The organism is Streptomyces sp. NPDC048258, assembly GCF_043201995.1.
GTDB lineage: Bacteria > Actinomycetota > Actinomycetes > Streptomycetales > Streptomycetaceae > Streptomyces.
Map to the genome: position 1 here is coordinate 62,142 of NZ_JBICZH010000010.1, position 20,382 is coordinate 82,523.

Annotated in this window: 18 protein-coding genes and 1 pseudogene; 12 read left to right on the plus strand and 7 right to left on the minus strand. The window is 72.6% G+C overall.

Annotated features, from left to right (window positions below):
• Positions 1-56: 56 nt before the first annotated feature.
• Positions 57-239 carry a DUF397 domain-containing protein gene (locus ACGFYQ_RS22850; protein WP_393746688.1) on the minus strand — a complete coding sequence of 61 codons (183 nt, stop codon included), beginning with the start codon at positions 237-239 and terminating at the stop codon, positions 57-59.
• On the minus strand, positions 236-1,093 hold the full coding sequence (locus ACGFYQ_RS22855) for a helix-turn-helix domain-containing protein (protein ID WP_393746690.1): 858 nt from the start codon (positions 1,091-1,093) through the stop codon (positions 236-238). Before ACGFYQ_RS22855 ends, ACGFYQ_RS22850 begins: the two co-directional genes overlap by 4 nt.
• A gap of 224 nt (positions 1,094-1,317) precedes the next feature.
• On the opposite strand from ACGFYQ_RS22855, the gene ACGFYQ_RS22860 reads away from it, so the two are divergent.
• The 5 genes from ACGFYQ_RS22860 (at position 1,318) to ACGFYQ_RS22880 (ending at position 7,047) form a co-directional block, all read left to right on the plus strand.
• The gene (locus ACGFYQ_RS22860) at positions 1,318-1,656 is read left to right on the plus strand and encodes an ATP-binding protein (RefSeq protein ID WP_393747127.1); all 339 of its coding nucleotides are present in this window, start codon (positions 1,318-1,320) and stop codon (positions 1,654-1,656) included.
• 214 nt (positions 1,657-1,870) lie between these two features.
• Positions 1,871-2,782, plus strand: coding sequence for a helix-turn-helix domain-containing protein (locus ACGFYQ_RS22865; protein ID WP_393746692.1), 912 nt, complete (start codon positions 1,871-1,873; stop codon positions 2,780-2,782).
• Positions 2,779-3,243 carry a hypothetical protein gene (locus ACGFYQ_RS22870; protein WP_393746694.1) on the plus strand — a complete coding sequence of 155 codons (465 nt, stop codon included), beginning with the start codon at positions 2,779-2,781 and terminating at the stop codon, positions 3,241-3,243. Before ACGFYQ_RS22865 ends, ACGFYQ_RS22870 begins: the two co-directional genes overlap by 4 nt.
• 221 nt (positions 3,244-3,464) lie before the next feature.
• The gene (locus tag ACGFYQ_RS22875; RefSeq protein ID WP_393746696.1) at positions 3,465-5,339 is read left to right on the plus strand and encodes an AMP-dependent synthetase/ligase; all 1,875 of its coding nucleotides are present in this window, start codon (positions 3,465-3,467) and stop codon (positions 5,337-5,339) included.
• A gap of 154 nt (positions 5,340-5,493) precedes the next feature.
• Positions 5,494-7,047, plus strand: coding sequence for an alpha/beta hydrolase (locus ACGFYQ_RS22880; protein ID WP_393746698.1), 1,554 nt, complete (start codon positions 5,494-5,496; stop codon positions 7,045-7,047).
• Between the two features lie 40 nt (positions 7,048-7,087).
• Here ACGFYQ_RS22880 and ACGFYQ_RS22885 read toward each other — a convergent pair.
• Positions 7,088-8,252: pseudogene (locus tag ACGFYQ_RS22885) on the minus strand (lipase family protein).
• Positions 8,253-8,482: 230 nt separating this feature from the next.
• Here ACGFYQ_RS22885 and ACGFYQ_RS22890 point away from each other — a divergent pair.
• A complete protein-coding gene (locus tag ACGFYQ_RS22890) occupies positions 8,483-8,965 on the plus strand; it encodes a hypothetical protein (protein WP_393746700.1) in 483 nt (160 codons plus the stop codon).
• Positions 8,966-9,132: 167 nt separating this feature from the next.
• On the opposite strand, the gene ACGFYQ_RS22895 is transcribed toward ACGFYQ_RS22890, so the two are convergent.
• Positions 9,133-10,170: an AraC family transcriptional regulator gene (locus ACGFYQ_RS22895; protein ID WP_393746702.1), complete on the minus strand. Its 1,038-nt coding sequence runs from the start codon at positions 10,168-10,170 to the stop codon at positions 9,133-9,135.
• Between the two features lie 127 nt (positions 10,171-10,297).
• Positions 10,298-10,579, minus strand: a complete 282-nt coding sequence (locus tag ACGFYQ_RS22900; RefSeq protein ID WP_393746704.1) for a hypothetical protein — start codon at positions 10,577-10,579, stop codon at positions 10,298-10,300.
• A gap of 244 nt (positions 10,580-10,823) precedes the next feature.
• Here ACGFYQ_RS22900 and ACGFYQ_RS22905 point away from each other — a divergent pair, with 244 nt between their 5' ends.
• The 3 genes from ACGFYQ_RS22905 (at position 10,824) to ACGFYQ_RS22915 (ending at position 14,237) form a co-directional block, all read left to right on the plus strand.
• Positions 10,824-12,551, plus strand: a complete 1,728-nt coding sequence (locus ACGFYQ_RS22905; RefSeq protein WP_393746706.1) for an AMP-dependent synthetase/ligase — start codon at positions 10,824-10,826, stop codon at positions 12,549-12,551.
• Between the two features lie 298 nt (positions 12,552-12,849).
• The gene (locus tag ACGFYQ_RS22910) at positions 12,850-13,248 is read left to right on the plus strand and encodes a hypothetical protein (RefSeq protein ID WP_393746708.1); all 399 of its coding nucleotides are present in this window, start codon (positions 12,850-12,852) and stop codon (positions 13,246-13,248) included.
• A 110-nt stretch (positions 13,249-13,358) separates the two neighbouring features.
• Positions 13,359-14,237: a GyrI-like domain-containing protein gene (locus tag ACGFYQ_RS22915; RefSeq protein ID WP_393746710.1), complete on the plus strand. Its 879-nt coding sequence runs from the start codon at positions 13,359-13,361 to the stop codon at positions 14,235-14,237.
• Positions 14,238-14,354: 117 nt separating this feature from the next.
• On the opposite strand, the gene ACGFYQ_RS22920 is transcribed toward ACGFYQ_RS22915, so the two are convergent.
• The gene (locus ACGFYQ_RS22920; protein WP_393746712.1) at positions 14,355-14,540 is read right to left on the minus strand and encodes a hypothetical protein; all 186 of its coding nucleotides are present in this window, start codon (positions 14,538-14,540) and stop codon (positions 14,355-14,357) included.
• Positions 14,541-14,727: 187 nt separating this feature from the next.
• Here ACGFYQ_RS22920 and ACGFYQ_RS22925 point away from each other — a divergent pair, with 187 nt between their 5' ends.
• Both ACGFYQ_RS22925 and ACGFYQ_RS22930 read left to right on the plus strand, forming a co-directional pair.
• Positions 14,728-16,545, plus strand: a complete 1,818-nt coding sequence (locus ACGFYQ_RS22925; RefSeq protein WP_393746714.1) for a HEAT repeat domain-containing protein — start codon at positions 14,728-14,730, stop codon at positions 16,543-16,545.
• A 190-nt stretch (positions 16,546-16,735) separates the two neighbouring features.
• On the plus strand, positions 16,736-17,953 hold the full coding sequence (locus ACGFYQ_RS22930; protein ID WP_393746716.1) for a glycosyltransferase: 1,218 nt from the start codon (positions 16,736-16,738) through the stop codon (positions 17,951-17,953).
• Between the two features lie 34 nt (positions 17,954-17,987).
• On the opposite strand, the gene ACGFYQ_RS22935 is transcribed toward ACGFYQ_RS22930, so the two are convergent.
• Positions 17,988-18,374, minus strand: a complete 387-nt coding sequence (locus tag ACGFYQ_RS22935; RefSeq protein ID WP_393746718.1) for a hypothetical protein — start codon at positions 18,372-18,374, stop codon at positions 17,988-17,990.
• Positions 18,375-18,642: 268 nt separating this feature from the next.
• Between ACGFYQ_RS22935 and ACGFYQ_RS22940 the strand changes: the two genes are divergently transcribed.
• Entirely contained in the window at positions 18,643-20,316 is a 1,674-nt protein-coding gene (locus ACGFYQ_RS22940; protein WP_393746720.1) for a lytic transglycosylase domain-containing protein, read from the plus strand.
• The last annotated feature ends 66 nt before the right edge of the window (positions 20,317-20,382 follow it).

A 20,382-nucleotide genomic window follows, 5' to 3' on the forward strand; every position in this document is an offset into this window, starting at 1 on the left:
CCCGGGTCCGTACATCAACTCCCCGCCGTGGCACGGGTCATTGTGTAACACGGGGGTCAGGCGTGCGAGACGAATCCCGTCCAGGCGCGGGGGGTGAAGGCGAGGTGGGGGAGGCGGGTGTCCTTGGAGTCGCGGACGTGGATGGTGGCGGGGGTGGTGGCCACCTCGACGCAGGAGTCGCCTTCGCTGCCATCGCTGTAGCTGCTCTTGAACCAGTGCAGCTCGGGGTAGTCGATCATGTCTCTCCCAGCAGTTCCTCGATGAAGCCCCGCGACTCCAGGGGCGTGAGCGCTTGGGCCCGGATCATGCCATAGCGCAGCTCAAGGATCCGGAGCTGCCTCGGGTCGGAGACCGGGCGCCCGCCGAAGGCGCCTTCCGAGCGGCCCACCGCGCTACCGTCCCCGAACTTCAGCACTTCGATCCCGCCGTCCATACCGGCATGGACCTCGCGGTCGGTCGGCATCACCTGGAGAGCCACATGTCGCAACCGGCTCACCTCCAGCAGACGTTCGAGCTGTCGACGCCAAACCATTGTGCCTCCGATGCGGCGGCGCAGGCTCGCCTCTTCCTGGACGATGCTGAGCGACGGAGCCGGAGTACGGTCGAAGAGTGCTCGCCGGGTCATGCGCGCGGCCACGTACCGCTCCACCTCGTCCTGGGTGTAGGCAGGCTGACGCATCTCGAAGAGCGCCCTGGCGTACTCCTCCGTCTGCAAGACACCGTGTATCCCGTGGATGCGGTACGCCCCGATCTCGACTGCCGTGGCCTCCATCTTCGCGAGTTCCCGGACCTTCTTCGGATAGCGGACCTGCTCCATGTCCGCCCTCATCGCGGCGATCTTCCCGCCCGCGCGCAGTACCTCGTCCGCCCTGTCCAGGTACTCGGGGCGGGGGATCCGCTTGCCCGCCTCGACCTTGCGGACCAGGTCCTCCCCGTATCCGACCGCCGTGCCGAAGTCGGCGGCCCGCATGCCCGCCTCCTCGCGCCACACCTTGAGCTGGCGGCCGAGCGCGGCCAGTACCGCCACGCCCTGTTCGTCCTCGGGGTCGACGTCCCAGCCGGCGTCTTCCGTACCGTCACTGTCCACGCTCATGCGCGCCCACCTCCGCCGCACCGAAATTCCTCAACGCTCCGTGCCCGTCACCTGGTCCGGACAGGCAGGACAGCACCGGACAAGCCCCGGACAAACGCGGGACGTACGGGCGGCGTCGCTTCTCACGGTACGCACGGACGGCCACGCTGAGTGACGTGATTCCTCAACTCGTCGACTTCCACGTCCAGCTCTCCGCGACTCCGCGTGGTGCACGTCTCGGACGCATGCTCGCCATCGAACAACTCCGTTCCTGGGGGCTTCCCTTGGTGGAGCCCGGCCAGATCATCGCCGAGCTCGCCGCGAACGCCGTCACTCACGGGCGTGTGCCCGGGCGCGATTTCAGGCTGGCTCTCACCGTCGCCCCTGACGTGCTGCGCATCGAGGTGACGGACGCCCGGGGGGACCGGATCCCGGAGATCCGTGAAGCGGGCCGGGGGCTCGTGCTGGTCGAAGCGCTCGCGGACCGTTGGGGCGTGAGGGAAGGGCCGGTTCCCTGCAAGGTGGTGTGGGCGGAGGTGTCCTTCGCCGCCGCGTCGCGGGGCTCCGCGATCCGGCGTGCTTAGACGCATAAGAAGCCAAAGAACCGGGGGAAAGAACCAACCGACCCAACCCCACCGGCCCGCGTCGCTCGGTCGGGTGAATCGTGCCAACTGGGCTGGATTCCGGACTGGTTGGCGGGCATATGCTCGCCCCGACAACCGCAGACATGAGACGGCCCCCGGCGGGACTGCAATCCCGGTCGAGGGCCTGACCAAGCAGGAAGCCGAAACCTTCCCCATGGCTCTTGAGTACCCTAGCGCGGCTTCGCGCGAGTCGTCCCGTGTTCGCTCCGGGACCCCCCGATCCGGTGTCATTCACGTCAACACCCGGCACACGAGTCACTACACCGTGGTCGGCAACCACCTCCTCCAGCACCGCGAGCTGTCGGCGACGGCGATCGGGGTCGCGGCGTACATCCAGTCGCTGCCCGACGGGGCCCCGGTCGGCATCAAGGCGCTCACCGAGCGGTTCCCGGAGGGGGAGATCCGGATCGGTTCCGCCCTGCGGGAGCTGGAGCGCCACGGCTACCTGGAGCGGCGGCGCGAGCGGTTGCACGCCGGGCGGGTGGTGACCCGGACGTACTCGTACAACAAGCCGGGGGCCGTCGCCCCCGACGGCATGCCGCCTCCGCCGCCGCCGGACCGGGATCCCGTACCGGAGCCTCAACCCGAGCCGCAGCCCGAGCCGCAGCCCGAGCCGCGGGAGGCCGCCGAGCCCGAGCCCGCGCCGCAGCACCTGCACCCCGGGGCCGTCGCGCTGCTCGCCGGCCTGCGACGGCACGACCCGCGGCTGCTGCTGGCCGAGCGTGACGTACGGCGGCTCGCGCCGGGCGTATCGGCCTGGCTGGAACGCGGGGCCGACCCCGGTGCCGTCGGGCAGGTCCTGGCCGCGAACCTCCCCGAGCCCATGCACAGCCCCGCCGCCGTACTCGCGTACCGCCTCACCGCGCTGCTCCCGCCGCACCTGCCCCCGGCCCCGGCGGCCCGGCCGGTCCGCCGCCCCGACCCGCTCCAGAACTGCGACGGCTGCGAACGCGCCTTCCGCGCTCCCGCACCGGGCCGCTGCCGTGACTGCCCGTCCGACCACGGAGCGCCTGAGTATCCGTACTCAGGACCCGGGCCCGCCGGGGTGCCAGCCTCTGCTGCATGAACAAGCTCTACGGGATGGCGGGGACCGCGGTCGCCGGCGCGGTCACGGGCTGGATGGCGAAGGCCTTGTGGCTGTGGGCCATGGAGGAGGACCTGCGGAGCTGCGCGGACAGCCCCTCGATCTGCGTGACCTTCTACCCGCTCGCCGGGATCGGTCTCTGGGTGTTCCTGGCCATGCCGGTACTCCTGCTGGTCCTGCGGGTGTTCGACGTACGGCCGTTGAAGGCGACGGTGCCGGCCGCCCTGGCCCTCCAGTTCTTCACCATCGTCGTCCTCGCCGGCATCTCCCGGCGCGAGCTCCCCGGGTCCACGGCCCTGACCGCCGGGGCCATGGCGGTAGGCCCGGCGCTGGTCGTCCTCTGCGCCGATCCCGCGCGGCGCCGGAACGGGATCACCGGCATCGGCGTGCTGCTGGTGACCGGCCTCGCGCTCAACGCCGACCCGGGCACGTACTACCTCTAGGGCGGCGGGGGCACGTGTTCGCCGCCGACCGGGCCGTGGCCGCCGCGTGCTTCGCGTCATCCGGGTCGCTGCGGCACAGCGTGAAGATCGGACCCTGGGGCCCTCGGTGCGGCCGTGGCGTGGAGCGTCCGTGAAGAACGGGGTCAGGGGGGTGTCCGGCGGCGGTGCGGGTCCGTAGATTACCGGCGGTAACGCTCGTGCCGAACCGAGGAGAGTGCGCCGTGGAAGCCGAGCTGAGGCTGGTCAGAGCCGTCGAGCCCGTCAAGACAGTCGTCGACGGGGTGGTGCGCGAGGTGCGGGTGCCCGCGCTGGCGCCGGTTGCGGAGCGGGGCTCGCTCGGGGACATCCCCTTCGACAACGCCCGGGAGGCCCCCCGCGAGGCGGTGCTCGCGCGCAAGGACCGGGACGGGACCTGGCGGGACGTCACGGCCGCCGAGTTCGCCGCCGAGGTGCTCGCCGTGGCCAAGGGCCTCATCGCCGAAGGGCTGCGCGAGGGCGACCGGCTCGCCATCATGGCCCGCACGACCTACGAGTGGACCCTGCTCGACTTCGCCGGATGGGCCGCCGGGCTGGTCACCGTACCCGTCTACCCGACCTCCTCCGCCCTCCAGGCCCGCTGGATCATCCACGACTCCGGCGCCGTGGCCTGCGCCGTCGAGGACACCGCGCAGGCGCGGATCATCAGCGCCGAGCGGGCCAACCTGCCGTGGCTGGCGCACCTGTGGGAGTTCGACACCGGCGCGATCGCCCGGCTGGTCAAGGCCGGGGAGCACCTGCCCGACGCGGTGGTGCACGGGCGCCGGGCCGCCCGTACGCCGGACTCCGTCGCGACCCTGATCTACACGTCGGGCACGACCGGGCAGCCCAAGGGCTGCGTCATCACGCACGGCAACTTCTTCGCCGAGGTGGACAACGCGGTGGAGCTGCTGCACCCCGTCTTCAAGTCCGTCAGCAAGGACCCGGCCTCGACCCTCCTCTTCCTGCCGCTGTCCCACGTCTTCGGGCGGATGGTCGCCGTCGGCTGCATGCGGGCCCGGGTGAAGCTCGGGCACGCGCCCAGCATCAGCACCGAGGAGCTCCTCGCCGACCTCGCCGGCTTCCGGCCGACCTTCCTCCTCGCCATCCCGTACGTGCTGGAGAAGGTCTACAACACCGCCCGTGCCACCGCCGAGAAGATGGGCCGGGCGTCGTCGTTCGACCGGGCGGCGCGGATCGCGCAGCGCTTCGGGGAGCTGGTCGAGGGCAAGGCCCCGGGCCTCGTGCTGCGCGCCGCGCGCGCCCTGTACGACCCGCTCGTCTACCGGCGGATCCGGGCCGCGCTCGGCGGCCGCGTCCGCTACATCCTGAGCGGCGGCTCCCCGCTGGGCCGGCGGCTCGCCGCCTTCTACACCGGCGCCGGGATCGAGATCTTCGAGGGCTACGGGCTGACGGAGACGACCGGCGCGAGCACCGTCACCCCGCCGCAGCGGCCGAGGCTGGGCACGGTCGGCTGGCCGCTGCCGGGCACGGGCGTACGGATCGCGGACGACGGCGAGGTGCTGCTCGGCGGGCGCCACGTCTTCGCCGGGTACTGGAACAGCGGGCAGGGCCTGCCCGCCGGCAGCTGGCTGGCGACGGGCGACATCGGCGAACTCGACGCCGACGGCTACCTCACCATCACCGGCCGCAAGAAGGACCTGATCATCACCTCCGGCGGCAAGAACGTGGCCCCCGCACCGCTGGAGGACTGGCTGCGGGCCCACCCGCTGGTCGGGCAGTGCATGGTGGTCGGCGACAACCGGCCGTACGTCACCGCCCTGATCACCCTGGAACCGGACGGGCTGCTGCACTGGCGGCAGATGCACAAGAAGCAGGGCGTGCCGATCTACGAGCTGGTGCGGGACGAGGAACTGCTGGCGGACCTCCAGCGGGCGGTCGACGAGGCCAACCAGCTGGTGTCGCGCCCCGAGTCGATCCGCCGCTTCGCCGTCCTCCCGGGCGACTTCACGGAGGCGCGCGGGCACCTGACGCCCTCGCTGAAACTCAAGCGGGGCGCGATCGCCCGCGACTACCGGGACCGGATCGAGGAGCTGTACCGGGCACCGCGGGACCGGTGAGTCCCCGGGCCCTGCCCGGACCCGGTCCCCGAACGGCGGCGAGGCCGGATTCGGCGCCCTCCCGGGCCCCCGCCTGGCGGCCTGACCAGGCGAGGGCCCGGGAGGGCGCTTATGGTGGGCAGACCGGTCCGGGGGGCCACCCGAGGAGGGTGCAGTGCACCGATCCCGATCCCGATCCCGAGCCCGCTCCCGCAAGGCCGCCGCCTGTGTGCTGCTGCTGGCCGGCCTCGGTGTCGCCCCGGCCCCCACGCCCGCCGCCGGCGACCGGCTGGAACGTTTCCACGGGCAGCGCATCCGGTGGGGGGACTGCCCCGAGAAGCACGTGCCCGCCGGGATGCGGTGCGGGACCGTCCAGGTGCCGCTCGACTACGCGGCCCCCGCCAAGGGCACGGTCGAGATCGCCCTGGCCCGGATACCGGCCTCCGATCCCGAGAAGCGCCTCGGCTCGCTCGTGCTGAACTACGGCGGCCCCGGCGGCCCGGGCATCGCCGGCCTGGCCGCCGACCCCGAGGCCTTCGCCGGCCTCAACGAGCGCTACGACCTCGTCGCCTTCGACCCCCGCGGCGTCGGCCACAGCGAGCCCGTCTCCTGCGCCGGCTCCCAGCAGACCGGCGACGAGGTCGCGGCCGACGCCGCCGCGCAGCTGGCCGCCCTGCGCGCCGTGGTGCGGCGCTGCGAACTCGCCTCCGGCCCGGTCCTCCCGTACATCGGGACCGTCAACGTCTCCCGCGACATGGACGTGATGCGCCGGGTGCTGGGCGACCGCAAGCTCAACTACCTCGGCTTCTCCTACGGGACCCGGCTCGGCGCCGTGTACGCCGCGCAGTTCCCGGGGAACACCGGCCGTATGGTCCTCGACGGCGTCGACACCCTCACGGAACCGCTGGCGGAGCAGGCCCTCATGACGGCGCGCGGTCAGCAGCGGGCCCTGGACCGCTTCCTGTCCTGGTGCGCCCGCCGGCAGGGCTGCGTCTACGGGAGCAATACCCGTGCCGCCAAGGAGAAGGTCGACGCGCTGGTGGCGCGGCTGGACGAGGAGCCGCTGGTCGGCCAGGACGGCTCGTACGTGACCGGGCAGGATGCCGTCGGCTCCATCGGCTCCGCCCTCTACTCGCGGGAGACGTGGCCCGCGCTCGCCGACGCGCTGGCGATGGCCGAGCGGAACCGCGACCCGGTGGGGCTGCTCCAGCTCGGCGGCCCGACGGACCCCTCCGACGCCCACGGGGACGAGGAGCGGGACGACGGGCCCGGGACGGTGCCCGCGGACAACGCCGAGGCCGCCCTCACCGCCGTGACCTGCGCGGACGACCCGGACCGGTCGAACGCCAAGGCCAGCCCGGCGTCCATAGAGGAGGAACTGGCCGGTCTGAAGGGCGAGTTCCTCAAGGCCTCCAAGGTCTTCGGACCGCGCCAGCTGATGACGGTGCTCTCCTGCTACGGGCGCCCCGCCGGCACCGACTTCATCCGGCGGATCGACCGCCCGGGCGCGCCGCGGATGCTGCTGGTCGGCACCCGCGGGGACCCGGCGACCCCGTACGAGTGGACGGAGGAGACGGCGGAGCGGCTGGGCTCGGCGGTGGTCGTGGACCACAAGGGCGACGGGCACACCGGCTACGCGACCTCGTCCTGCGTACGGGAGTACGCGGACCGCTTCCTGCTCGAAGGGCGGCTGCCCTCCGGGACGCGGTCCTGCCCCGCCGGAGGGTGACCGGCGGGGCAGGGCGGCGAGGCCCAGGTCCGGACAGGGCTTAGGCCCTGTCCGGGCAGTTCGCGTGGGTCGCGCGCCCGGCGAAGCGGTCAGCGAGCCAGTTCCCGGCCGCCGGGGAATGGGTGATCACGCCGCTGACGTGCTCACCGAGCCAGATGGTGTCGAACTCGACGTTCGCGCCCTTCGCGCACCAGTCGGAGCGCAGTTGGCGGCCCACCCCGTACGGGATCAACTCGTCCGCGAGCGCGTGGTACTGGTACACCGGCGCGGCCGGGGCGGTCCGCCCGAGCCTGCTCTGGTTCAGGCGGGCCTGCCAGTCCGGCTGGGCGATCGGGTCGCGCGTGGTGAGGTCGGAGATCCGCTTGAAGGAGCCGGCGATCGAGTCGATCGCCACGCAGTTCTCCTTCATTCCGGCGACCAGCAGCCTGCCCGCCGGGTTGAGGTAGGAGTCCAGCCGCAGTTCGGGGAAGGCCGCGTCCTGTCCGGCCGCCGCCATGAAGATGAGCCCGGAACCGTAGGAGCCGTTGTTGAACCCGGCCACCTTCAGCAGGTCGCCGGGAACTCCTCCGGTCGCGGTGCCCTTGACCTGGAGATCGGGGGCGTACGAGCCCTGCAGCTCGGCGGCCCAGCTGCTGGCCTGGCCGCCCTGGGAGTAGCCCATGATGCCGACCGGGCCGGTGGCGGAGAGGCCCGCCTCGGGCAGGCGCTGGGCGGCGCGGGCCGCGTCGAGGACGGCGTGTCCGGCGGAGGGGCCCACCGTGTAGGTGTGCACGCCCGGGGTGCCGAGGCCCTCGTAGTCGGTGACGACCACCGCCCAGCCGCGCAGGGTGAGCTGCTGGATGAGGTTGGCCTCCATGGCGGTTCCGTACGGGAGGGTTGTTGCTCGGCGCGCAGGAGTCGCCCATGCCGACGGTGCCGACGGCGTACGTGATGAGCGGGCGCGGGCCGGTGCGGCCGTCCTGCGGGACGATGACGGTGCCGGAGACCGTGTTCGGGGCGCCGTCGGCGGTGGTGGAGCGGTAGTGGATCTTCCAGGCCTTGGTGTTGGTGGGCTGGCCGGGCAGCGGGTGGAAGGCGGAGGGGGCGCTGCTGACGACGTCGCCGGGGCGGGCGGTGGCTTCTTCGGCCCGGGCGGCGGTGGCGGGGATCCAGGCCGAGAGGGCCAGGGTGGCCACGGCGGCGAGGGCGGTGCTGCGGATGCGCATGGGCGGCTCTCCCAAGAACGGTCCGTGCGGGGGTAGGTGAGGTGAAGGTAGTGACCGACCGGTCAGAAGGTCGCTGACCGCGCAGCTCACCTTTCCTGGCCGGGAATCGCAGGCCTTGTCGGGTGGGGCGCGGGTGCGGTACAAACACGCGACACGCAGGGGCGGAAACCGGCCATCGGGTGGCCCGAACCTGTCGATTTGACGTGGACACAACCGCCTTGGGGGATTTGGTGGCCGCACGCGGGGAGAAGTTCAAGCAGCGGGCGACGCTCAGCCTCGTCCTCACCGGGATAGCCGTCTTCGTCTTCTTCTTCGTCGGCAGCGCCTCCCAGAAGCCGGCGGGGTGGGGCGCCGCGTACGCCTTCGGCACCGCCACGACCGTCGAACTGCCCTCGCGCTGCGGGACGGAGACCTTCGTCCGAGGCGGCAGCGGGAGCGGGAGCCGGGGCACCGCCAAGTGCGAGGGCACGCGGTGGACGGCCGGCGGGGTCGCGCACACCGGGACGCTGTACTCGTACGCCGACCAGATCACGCGCGACGGTGGCGGCAAGCTCGCCTTCGCGGGCGAGGCGCGTGCGCTGGGCGACCGGGTCTACGGCAAGCCGGAGACCTGGGAGACCGTCCTGCACCTCGGCACCCTCGCGCTCGCCGCGCTGGGCCTGGCGGGCCTGCTCCTCGCGTCCCTGACCGCCCTCTTCACCCGCCGCCGCTGACCACTGCCGTGCCTTGCCGGCGCCTCAAACGCCGGCCTCATCCAGCCCCGCCGGCGTTTGAGGCGCGGGGTCTGGGGCGGAGCCCCAGAAGGCCCGGGCGGAGCTCGGGGGCGCTTGCGCGGCGGCGGCGCAGGTGGGGGCTCGGCGGCCCCGCAGGGTACGGCCCGCTACCCGCCCGAGGCGATCCGGTACGCGCCCGGGGTGGTGCCCGTCCAGCGCCGGAACGCCCGGTGAAACGCGGTGTCCTCCGAGAAGCCCAGCCGCGCCGCGAGTTCCGCGATCGGCTCACCGCTCTCCGCCAGGCCCGCGATCGCCGCGTCCCGCCGCACGTGGTCCTTCAGCTGCTGGAAGGACGTCCCCTCTTGCTGGAGCCGCCGCCGCAGCGTCGCCGGGGACACCGCCAGCCGCGCCGCCACCTCACCCAGCGCCGGCAGCCGCGGCGAGGCGCGCAGCTGCTGGGTGAGGGCCCGGCGTACCTGCTCCGCGACCGTGGTCCCGTACTCCGGCCGCGACAGCAGGTCGAAGGGGGCCCGGCGCAGCATCGCGTCGAGCGCGGGCTCGTCCCGTACGAGCGGCGCGGTCAGCCAGTGCGCGTCGAAGGCGGCGCCCGTACGCCCGGCCCCGAAGCGGACCGGGCAGTCGAACAGGATCTCGTACTCGTCCTTGTGCGGCGGCGGCGGATAGCAGAAGGCGGCGTACGCGAGCGGGATCCGCCGGCCCACCAGCCAGCTGCTCAGCCTGTGCCAGATGGCGAGCACGCACTCGGTGAGGAAACTCCCCCGGCTACCGCCGGGAGGGGCCCCCACCTCGTCCCGGGCGAAGTCGTTGCGCACGGTGAACCGGGCCTCGGCACCGTCGACTTCGAGCGCCAGCTCCGGCCCGCCCGGGAACAGCCCGTAGAACGCGGCCGCGCGCTCCATGGCCGCGCCCAGATCCCGGCAGCCGAGCGAGGCGTAGCACATCATCGCGAAGGTGCCGGGGCGGCTCGGGACGGCGCTCAGGCCGAGGAACTCGTCCTGCGTGGTCCGGTACAGCGCCCGGAACAGGCGGGCGAACTGCGCGGGCGTGATCCGCGCCCGGTCGTCGCCCAGCAGCAGCGGCGGGATCTGCGCCTCCTGGAGCAGCGGCACGGTGTCGATGCCGCTGCCGCGGGCCCCCGCGAGCACGGCACGCACATGGTGCACGGTGATCGTCCGCCTCCCCATGGGACCGACGGTAACTCCCCGCGCCGCCGGGCGATACGGAAGCGGGCGCACGACGTGAGGCGGGATCGGTCCGTCCTGGCGTCCCGGCGGCAGTACGCCCAGCACCGCCGTGGTGTCGGTTCCGGATTCAGCTCCGGACGAGCCATATCAATTGCCCGGCGAGAACCGCGTGCGCGAGAAGGCAGACGGCCCAGGAGAAGGGTCCGCGCATCCCGTCCCGGGTCACCGTCGACCAGCCGGCCGCCAGCAGTACGGCGGACAGGGCGCAGCACACCCAGGAAATCACCAGCCACGGCGTGGAATGGTCGGTGAACTGCCTGATCGCCGCCGCCGGTACGAGTGCCAGCAGGGGCAGTTCCCACGTGCTCTTGCCGGCCGCGCGGGGCCGGGCGGACTCGGTGTCGGTCATCCCGGACGCTCCGTCTCTGCCGTGAAGTCGCTGTACGCAACCTACAAGACGGTCACGTGACCACTGTCGAAAGGGCCAACGGGCAGAGTGTGCAGCGGTGTTCCCCATGCCCACCCGCGCCGGATGCGCATCCGGCGAGCGGGAGATGAGCGCTGCGGTCAGCGGGGGTGACGCTTCCGGTCATGCCGCCGGGCCGCCCCGGCTGCCTAGCGTCGGAGGTCACCAACCCCCGGGGAGGCATGCGATGGACGGTCGGCCGAGCACGCTGGCGGAGTTCACCCAGTGGACCGAGGCGAGGTACGGGCCGGAGGCGGCCCTCAGGTTCCGGGCGCCGGACGGCGGCTGGCAGACCCGTACGTACCGGGAACTGGCCGCGGAGGTACGGGCCGTCGGGCGCGCGCTGCTCGGACTGGGGGTGGTCGCGGGCGAGCGGGTCGCCGTACTCGCTGAGACCCGGCCGCGGTGGACGTACACCCACTTCGGGGTGCTGGCGGCGGGCGCGGTCCTCGTACCGGTGTATCCGACGGCGGGGGAGGAGGAGCTCGCCTGGGTGCTGTCGGACTCCGAGGCGGTGGTCGTGGTCTGCGACGACGAGGCGCAGGCGGTACGGGTCGAGCCGCTGCGGGGGAAACTGCCCGCGCTGCGGGCGGTGGTGGCGATGGACGAGCTGCCGGCCCTGCCGCAGGTGCCGGAGCCCGAACTCCTCGCCCGCGCCGCCGCCGTCCGACCGGACGCGGACGCGTCGATCGTCTACACCTCGGGCACCACCGGCCTCCCGAAGGGCTGCCGCCTCACCCACGCGAACCTCGGCGCGATCCAGGACGCCACCCTCCCGCTGGTCAAGGGCGGCCCGGGCGACTCGACGTACCTCTACCTGCCGCTCGCGCACCTGCTGGCCCAGCTGATCCAGTTCACGACGCTGCTGGAGGGCGGGGAGCTCTGCTACTTCGGCGGCCGGATCGAGGACGTACTGGCGGAGCTGTCGGTGGTGCGGCCCACGCACCTCCCGTCGGTGCCACGGCTGTTCGAGAAGCTCCACTCGGTGGTGCTCGCGCTGGCGGAGTCGCAGGAGGGCGGGCGGGAACGCTTCGAGGAGGCCGTACGGGTGGGGGTGCTGGCGGCGGAGGGCCGGCTGCCGGAGGCGCGGCGGGGGGAGTACGAGGCGGCCGAGAAGTCGCTGTACTCACTGGTCCGGGGTGCGTTCGGGGGCCGGCTGAAGTGGGCGCTCACCGGCGGCGCCCCGATCGCCCCGGCGACCCTGGACTTCCTGCGGGCCTGCGGGATCGAGGTGTTCGAGGGGTACGGGATGACGGAGTCGGGCGGCGTCATCTCCCTCAACCACCCCGACGCGGTGCGCTACGGGACGGTGGGCCGCCCGATCGCGGGCTGCGAGGTGCGGATCGCGGCGGACGGGGAGGTGCTGGCGCGGGGGCCGATGGTGTTCCCGGGCTACCACGCGAACGCGGCGGCGACCGCCGACGCCCTCGACGCGGAGGGCTGGCTGCACACGGGCGACCTGGGGGAACTGGACGGTGACGGCTTCCTGCGCATCACGGGCCGCAAGAAGGAGCTGATCATCACCTCGGCCGGCAAGAACCTCACCCCGACGGAGGTCGAGTTCGCCATCCAGCGCTCCCGCTACGTCTCCCGCGCGGTCATGATCGGCGACCACCGCCCGCACCCGGTCGCACTGATCACCCTGGACGCGGAGGAGATCACGGCCTGGGCGGCCCGCGAGGGCCTCGACCCGGGCCCCACCCCGTCCACCCACCCGGCGGTCCACGCCCTGATCGAGGCGGCGGTGACGGAGGCGAACGCCACGGTCTCCCGCCCGGCCCGCATCCGCGCCTTCCACGTCCTCCCGGAGGACTTCTCGGTCGAGGCGGGGACCCTGACGCCGACGCTGAAGCTGCGGCGGGGGGTGGTGGCGGAGCGGTACGCGGGGGTGATCGGGGGGTTGTACGGGGAGTGAGGGGCGGGAGGGTCCTGGGCTGCGGGGAGCGGGAGCCGGGCGGGGACTGCGGCTAGGGTGGCGCCTCATGACTGAGGACATCGGCCGGCCCGGATCAGTGGGCGGCATACGCGTTCGTGATCGTGTGGTCGGTGGCCTGCTGGCGTGCTCGGTGATCCTGCTGGGCGGCTGTACATCCGTTGACGAGCCGTCAGGCAAGCCTGCGGGGACGGCCGACTCGCCGTCCCCATCTGTCACACCCTCCCCCTCGCAGACGTGGAGCAATCCGGCGTTCCCCGGCCCCAAGGCGGCCGCGATCATGGGAAAGATCGCCACGCGATGGGGAATGGAGGTCCACCGGCAGGGGCGCTACGGTCAGGGACCGGCGGAGGCGAAGCGGGTCCTCCCGGAGGGGTTCACCCTCTGGGTGCGGATGGCCGACGATGACGACGGCCGAGCGCGTCAGGTCGAGTGCATGGCCCAGAACTCGATGTCCGAGAAGGTCGCAGCCACCTTGGCGGAGTGCGCGGACATCGCGTTGGACGGAAAGGCGACCACTCGGCAGAGGGAGTGGATCTCCGCGCAACTGGCCATCGCCGACAAGCCGGACGGCCCGCAGGAGTCCACCGACTCCCTCACGGAGAACGGCTTCACCCTGCGTCTCGTCGCACGGCTCACCGGGACCAAACTGACCATCACCCACACCCCCGCCGCGTAGCCCACAACACCCCGGACGTGCTGCCGACCCGACCGGACCCGGCACAGGATGTCGGGTGCGGGAGGGGCGCTCCTTCCTAGCGTGAGGCGTGCAACGGAAGGAGGCCCGGGGTGCTGGAAGGGCTCAACCAGGCCATGGACCACATCGAGGCGCGCCTCGACGGGGTGATCGACATCGGCGAGCTGGTACGGGTCGCGGTGACGTCGGAGTATCACTTCCGGCGGCTGTTCTCGGCCCTCGCCGGGATGCCGCTGTCGGAGTACATCCGGCGCCGGCGGCTGACGGTCGCGGGCGCCGAGGTACTGGCCGGCGAGCGGACGCTGCTCGACATCGCCGTGCGGTACGGCTACGGCTCGGGCGAGTCCTTCGCCCGTGCGTTCCGCGCCGTGCACGGCGTCGGACCGGGCGAAGCCCGGCAGACCGGCGCGGCCCTGCAGTCACAGCCCCGGATGTCCTTCCGACTCGTCGTCGAAGGGAGCAGCAGCATGCAGTACAAGGTCGTGGAGAAGGACGCGTTCAAGGTGGTGGGCAAGAAGGCCCGTGTACCCCTCGTCCACGAGGGCGCGAACCCGGCCATCGCCGAGTTCGTCCGAGGCATCGGGCAGGACACGGTACGGCGGATCGCCGGCCTGTCCGACCAGGACCCGGAAGGGATCGTCTCGGTCAGTGACGACCTCGACCCCAGCCGGGCCGAGGGGACCGAACTGGACTACTACCACGCCGTGGTGACGAGCGCGGCCGACGTTGCGCAGGACCTCGACGTGCTCTCCGTTCCGGCGGGCACCTGGGCCGTCTTCGAGAACTCCGGCCCCTTCCCGCAGGCGCTCCAGCACCTGTGGCGGGACGTGTTCACCCAGTGGTTCCCGTCCAACCCGTACGAGAGCCGACCGGGTCCCGAGATCCTACGGGTCAGGCCGGACGGTTCGGGCGAGGCCGAAGCGGCCCTGTGGATCCCGGTCGTACGGTCGGCCACGACGGCGCGCGGCTGAACCGTACGAGGTCGGCCCAGGCCCCAGGGACCGCGCGGGCGAGCGGGGGCGCGCCCATGACGTGAGCGGCGCCCGGTGTCCTTCACCGGGCGCCGCGCACGTGGTCCGCCCATGCCGTCACTTACGGGGGCGGCCTCCCCCTCGTACCGCCCAGCCGACGGCGGCCACGAGGACGACGACCATCAGGCCGCCCAGGAACTCGGGTGCCGCCTGCGTCAGCACGGTCTCGACGGTCTCGCGCAGGCCCTGCGGCGCCGCGGCGCACACCTGCGCGGCGTCCACCTGGTCGGGAACGGAATGCATGAGCGGTCTCCTTCACGGTGTGCCCCGTTCCTCCGTCAGGCGGGGCGCGGTGAGGTGACAATGGACAACCGGGCGAGTGCGCCCAAGGACTGTCGGGACACACGGGGACGTGCTGGGACCAAGGGCGGGCAGGGCGCCCGTCACCGGTTCGTCCCAGGGACGCGGTGACGGGGACGGGGCGGGCGGAATGGTCGAATCAGGGGGCCGGGACCGGGACCGGGACCGGGAAGCGTCCGAGGACGGTCCCCGGCAGCAGCTGACGAGGTTCCTGCTCCAGGAGGCGCGACAAGCCGGCCTGGGCAGCCGGGACATCGCGGACGGTCTCCTGACGGCCAAGAAGGTGTCCGCCGCGCGGGTGGCCGGTACGGATTCCCCCGACCCGCTCGCCAAGATCCATTGCTCCAACTCCCACGTGGACCGGCTCCTCAAGGGCCTGACGCCCGTGCCGTCATGGCCGTTCACCCGGGAGTTCCTGAGGATCACCAGCCGGGCCGCCGGCCTGACCGCCGAGGACTACCGCAAACGGTGCGAGGCAGCGCGGGCGCTTCTCCGTGCCGCAGCCGAAGACCCCGCCCCGGTCGTCCCGAAGACGGACGCGGACACGGCCACGCACGCGGCCACGCACAAGGACATCCTCGCCGCCCTCCGTCTGGAGGTGGAGCTCGAACGCGCCCGGCACGCCGAGACGCGGCTTCGCTTCGCGCTCCGGGACGCCCAGTTCCTCATGACCACCCTGTGGTTCATCATCAGCGCGCTGCGCGACATCATCGCCGACCGCGACGCCCTGCTGGCGCGCGCCCAGCACGGTGCGGGCGATGCCGAACGGATCGCACGGTTGCGTGACGAGACCCGGCAGGCCCTCACCCACAAGCGCACCGCGGAAACCGAAGCGGACCGGGCCGTCGCCCGCATCCGTACGCTCGAAGGGTTCTGGGAGCGGGCGCGCAGCGACCTGCGGAGGCTGGCGCTGCACCCGGACGCCGCCGACCTCACCACGGCGCCCACCCACGGCGCCGGGCCCGCGCCGGCGCTGATTCCGCAGGAGTTCCTGGCCCGGCCCGCCCTCGACGACATCGCCGGCGCCCTGGCCAAGGCCCAGGCCCTCAACGCCAGTGCCGACGACTCCGCCCGCGCGCTGGAACAGACCGTCGGTCCGACGGAACACCCGGGCGTCGACGACGAGTTCGTTGTCCTCCTCGCCGCCACGAAGCTCCCTGACGAAAGCCTTCGCCGTGAGGCCGCCAGGTCGCTCGTAGCACGCTGGGCGGATCGGCCGGAGACGCGCGAGGCCTTGCTGCACCTGATCGACGACCCCGGGACGCTCCTCGTGGCCATCGACGGTCTCGCCGCGGCATGTCCCGGCGATCGTGAGGCCCGCGCGGCCCTCCTGCGTCTGGCGAAGACGACGGAGCATCGTGTGGAAGTCCACAGGGCCGTCGTGCGCGCGCTGTCCCATGGGTGGCCCGGTGACCCGGAGTCGCGGGACATCTACCTTGCGATGGCCACGGACCGTTGGGACCGGCCGTACGCCGTGGAAGCACTGGCCGTCGCCTTTCCCGGCGATCCCTGGGTCCGCGACCACATCGTCTCCCTGGCCGACAGCGCTGACGCACCCAGCCGCTCGGCTGTCGCGACGGCCTTGAAGGAGGGCTGGCGAGGGGACGAGTCAACGCTCGGCTGCCTCGTACACCTGGTCGCCGACGAGGAGCCGAAGGTGCGGATCGCCGCCGTCCAGGCAATCGGAGCCGGGTGGCCCGGCGACCCCGGAGTGCGCACCGTCCTCATGGGTCTCCTCAAGGGCTCGGGCCATGTGGATGTGACCGCCGAAGCGGCGACAGAGCTCTTGGCCGGCTGGCCGGGTGACAAGGAGACCGAACGCGCTCTGGACGAACTTGCGTACGGTCTCGGCGCGGTGAAGACACTGTTCATCTGGCTGGCGGACGAGTACAGCCAGACCATGGGGCTGCCGGACACGGGCAGGCCCCAGGGCCATGCGTCGGCGTGACCGTACGTCCGCGAGCAGCTCACCGCGATCCGGCCGGAGCTCGGTCAGTACTGGGATTCCGCGTAGAAAGGGGGAGTACTCACTCCTTTCCACTCTCAACGTATAGCGAACCGGGGGGCTTGCGGCAAGGATCGGGGCGTGCCGCAGAATCTCCCACCTAGGCCTTGATCTGCGGCAACGGGAGTACGGAATGCGGGTGTTGTTGTCTGCGTACGATTCGCGCGGGGGCGTCGAGCCTTTGGTGGGACTCGCGGTGCGGTTGCAGGAACTCGGCGCGGAGGTGCGGGTGTGCGCGCCGCCGGACGAGGAGTTCGCGAAGCGGCTGGCCGGGGTCGGCGTGGAGATGGTGCCGACCGGGCAGTCGGTGCGCGCGTTGGTGACCGGGAAGACGCCGCCCTCGTCGGGGGGCGTGCCCCGGCGTGCGGCGGAGTTGGTCGCCGCGTTCCATGACAACGTCACCGTGGCGGCCGAGGGCTGTGACGTGCTGGTGGCGACCGGTCTCGTGCCGGCCGTGGCCGGTGTGAAGTCGGTGGCCGAGAAACTGGGCATCCGCTACGTGTACGCGAGTTACCAGCCGGTCAGCCTGCCGTCGCCGCACCACCCGCCGATGCCGCGGCCGGGCAGGCCGCTCCCCTCGGATGTGACCGACAACCGGGTGCTGTGGGACCGGGACGCCCAGGACGCGCAGGCGGTGTTCGGCGAGGCGATCAACACCCACCGGGTGTCGATCGGCCTCCCGCCGGTGGACAACGTCCGCGACCACGTCTTCACCGACCGGCCGTGGCTGGCCGCGGACCCGGTCCTGGCCCCGTGGCAGCAGCCGGCGGACCTCGACGTGGTGCAGACCGGCGCCTGGGTGCTGCCGGACGAACGCCCGCTCCCGGAAGAGCTGGAGACGTTCCTGGACGGCGGCGCACCGCCGGTGTACGTGGGCTTCGGCAGCATTCCCCTGCGCGACCCGGAGGACGTCGCCCGGGTGGTCATCGAGGCGATCCGCGCGCAGGGCCGCCGCGCGGTCCTGGCCCGGGGCTGGGCCGACCTGGCCCTGATCGACGACCAGGACGACTGCTTCGTCGTCGGCGAGGTCAACCACCAGGCGCTGTTCCGCCGGGTGGCCGCCGTCGTGCACCACGGCGGCGCGGGCACGACGACGACGGCCACCTGGGCCGGCGCGCCCCAGGTGGTGGTGCCCCAGGGGGCGGACCAGCCCTATTTCGCCGGCCGGGTGGCCGGCCTGGGCATCGGCGCGGCGCACGACGGTCCGGTTCCGACCGTCGAGTCCCTGTCGGCCGCGCTCAGGACGGCCCTGACCCCCGAGACCCGCGTACGGGCGACCGCCGTGGCCGGCACGTTCCGCACCGACGGGGCGGCGGTGGCCGCGAAGCTGCTGCTCGACGCCGTCAGCTGAGCGAGCGACAGCGCCGGCCTCCAGGAGCTTTCTGTCAGGACTTCCCGGGGAACTCCGTGAGGCGGTTCACCTCGGCCACGTGGCGGCTCAAGCGGTTGTCCGCGGCGCCCGAGGTGTAGAGGACCGTGCCGACGACGGCGAAGGGGAGGGAGAGCAGGAGGACCGCGAGGAGGTCGGCCCAGTCGCGCTCCATCGCGCAGGTGGTGCCCTCCGCGTCGGCGTACGACTCCCGCGTGCTCTCGTAGAAGACCCGCGAGGCGCACTCCCGGTCGTTCCGGCCGTGCTCCACGGAGTACGGGAGCAGCACCTGGCAGGCGAGCCAGAGCCAGATGCCCGAGGCGACGGCGATCAGCCCGAAGCCCCAGGCCTGCTTGCGGTTCGCCCGTGCGCGGAAGGCGGTGTCGTACACGAGTGCTCTCATCCGCCGGAACGTAGCAGCCGGTCACGGCCGCTGGTGGCCCGAGGGCCGGACCGGGGCCCTGGCCGGCTGCCGAGCAGAACGGGGCATTCCGGGCGGGGACTTGGGTCCTCTGGTCGTTCGGTCGTGAGAGCCCGGTGAAGCCGAGACGAATGGTGTGTCACATCTGCAGGGGGGACGGCGAGTCTCCTCCGAATACCTGATAGACAGTGGATATCCACGGCCCGATCGGCCGTGCACCTCTGACGGCTCCTGGGGGGATCGCCGCACTGTGAAGCCGCTTCACCGTCACCTCGTCAACACCTCGCGCAAGGTCCTGTGCACGGCCGCACTCGCGGCCAGCCTGACCACCGCCGCGGTCGTGACCAACCCGTCGACCGCCGACGCGGGGGAGTCCGAGCCGACCCCGGACAGCCCGCAGGCCGCCGACCGTGGTGATGCCCGGCTGGACCTGCCGGGGGACGTCGCCGATCCGCAGGTTCCCCCGGGCGGGACCGCCACGGAGGGGGCCAGCGGGATACCCGCGACCGCCCTCGACGCCTACAAGCGCGCCGAGCTGTCGGTGGCCGCCGCGCTCCCCGGCTGCAAGCTGCCCTGGCAGCTGCTCGCCGGCATCGGCCGGGTCGAGTCCGTGCACGCCTCGGGCTACGGGCTCAAGGCCGACGGCTACACCGAGAAGCCGATCCGCGGCCCCCGCCTCGACGGCAACGGCTTCGCGGAGATCCGCGACACCGACAAGGGCGAGTGGGACGCGGACACCGAGTACGACCGGGCCATCGGCCCGCTGCAGTTCATCCCCTCCACGTGGAAGACCTGGGGCGCCGACGGCAACGGCGACGCCAAGCGCGACCCGAACAACCTGTACGACGCGGCGCTGGGCGCCGGGCTCTACCTGTGCGCGGGCGACCGGGACCTCTCGGACCCGGCCAAGCTCGACTCGGCGATCCTCAGCTACAACAACTCGCGCGAGTACGTGAACACCGTGCTCGGCTACATGCGGCAGTACCAGAACGGCGGCGCCGCCGAGGTGCCGAACCCGCCCGTGGGCAACTACCCGACGGAGCCGCCGGGCACCCTGCCCACCCCGCAGCCGCAGCCCCAGCAGAAGCCGGCCCCGAAGCCGACGCCGACGCCCACGCCCACACCGACTCCGACCCCCACGCCGACGCCCACGCCGACCCCCACTCCGGCTCCGCACCTGGCGGACCTGGCGGTGCTCGGCGGCCCCGGTCTCACGGCCGAGGCCGGGACGGCGTTCGCCGAGGTCCCGCGGGTCAAGGTGGTCCTCAGCGACGGCAAGCCCGCCGTCGGGCAGGAGGTCGTCTTCGCGATCGAGGCCGACACCACCGGCGGCACCGCGTTCCCGCAGACTCCGGCGAACTCGCTGGTCGTCAAGGCGGACGCCCAGGGCATCGCGGCCGCGCCGGGGCTGAAGGCGGGCGCCAAGGCGGGCACCTTCTCCCTGCGGGTCTCGGCCTACGACAAGGTGGGCAAGCTCTCGGCGGCCTTCACCGGCACGGTCACGCCGAAGCCGTTCGCCGACCTGCTGGCCCGCCCGGACGGCTCGAAGCCGCTGGAGGCGGTCGCCGGTACGAGCGTCAAGGGCGTCGAGGTCCTCGCCACCGCCAAGGGCAAGGCCGTGGCGGGTACGGAGATCCGCACCGAGCTGGTCGTGAAGGACGCGGACGGCAAGTGGGTCCCCGTGGACCCGGCGACCGCGAAGGGTCCGTACTTCAAGGACGAGACCGGCAAGAAGGTCTTCAGCCTGCCGCTGCTCACCGCGGGTGCCGACGGCAAGATCATCCTGCCGGAGATCTTCACCGACGCGGACCTGGCCGCGGGGACGTACTCCCTGCGCCTGATCACCCCGCAGAACGTGACCCTGATCCTGGACATCAAGATCACGGCCCCGGCCACGGTCCCCACCCCGACCACCGCCAAGTAACAGCAGACGAGGCCGCCCGGCACCGTGGAAACGGTGCCGGGCGGCCTCGTGCGTTGCCCCCGTCCC

Excerpts from the sequence above, each read along its gene's own strand:
- ACGFYQ_RS22910 (WP_393746708.1), top strand. The coding sequence starts at position 12,850 with ATGGGAAAGATCGCCACGCGATGGGGAATGGAGGTCCACCGGCAGGGG.
- ACGFYQ_RS22850 (WP_393746688.1), bottom strand. The coding sequence starts at position 239 with ATGATCGACTACCCCGAGCTGCACTGGTTCAAGAGCAGCTACAGCGAT.
- ACGFYQ_RS22905 (WP_393746706.1), top strand. The coding sequence starts at position 10,824 with ATGGACGGTCGGCCGAGCACGCTGGCGGAGTTCACCCAGTGGACCGAG.
- ACGFYQ_RS22920 (WP_393746712.1), bottom strand. The coding sequence starts at position 14,540 with ATGCATTCCGTTCCCGACCAGGTGGACGCCGCGCAGGTGTGCGCCGCG.
- ACGFYQ_RS22925 (WP_393746714.1), top strand. The coding sequence starts at position 14,728 with ATGGTCGAATCAGGGGGCCGGGACCGGGACCGGGACCGGGAAGCGTCC.
- ACGFYQ_RS22900 (WP_393746704.1), bottom strand. The coding sequence starts at position 10,579 with ATGACCGACACCGAGTCCGCCCGGCCCCGCGCGGCCGGCAAGAGCACG.
- ACGFYQ_RS22895 (WP_393746702.1), bottom strand. The coding sequence starts at position 10,170 with ATGGGGAGGCGGACGATCACCGTGCACCATGTGCGTGCCGTGCTCGCG.
- ACGFYQ_RS22935 (WP_393746718.1), bottom strand. The coding sequence starts at position 18,374 with ATGAGAGCACTCGTGTACGACACCGCCTTCCGCGCACGGGCGAACCGC.
- ACGFYQ_RS22860 (WP_393747127.1), top strand. The coding sequence starts at position 1,318 with ATGCTCGCCATCGAACAACTCCGTTCCTGGGGGCTTCCCTTGGTGGAG.
- ACGFYQ_RS22855 (WP_393746690.1), bottom strand. The coding sequence starts at position 1,093 with ATGAGCGTGGACAGTGACGGTACGGAAGACGCCGGCTGGGACGTCGAC.
- ACGFYQ_RS22865 (WP_393746692.1), top strand. The coding sequence starts at position 1,871 with ATGGCTCTTGAGTACCCTAGCGCGGCTTCGCGCGAGTCGTCCCGTGTT.
- ACGFYQ_RS22870 (WP_393746694.1), top strand. The coding sequence starts at position 2,779 with ATGAACAAGCTCTACGGGATGGCGGGGACCGCGGTCGCCGGCGCGGTC.
- ACGFYQ_RS22930 (WP_393746716.1), top strand. The coding sequence starts at position 16,736 with ATGCGGGTGTTGTTGTCTGCGTACGATTCGCGCGGGGGCGTCGAGCCT.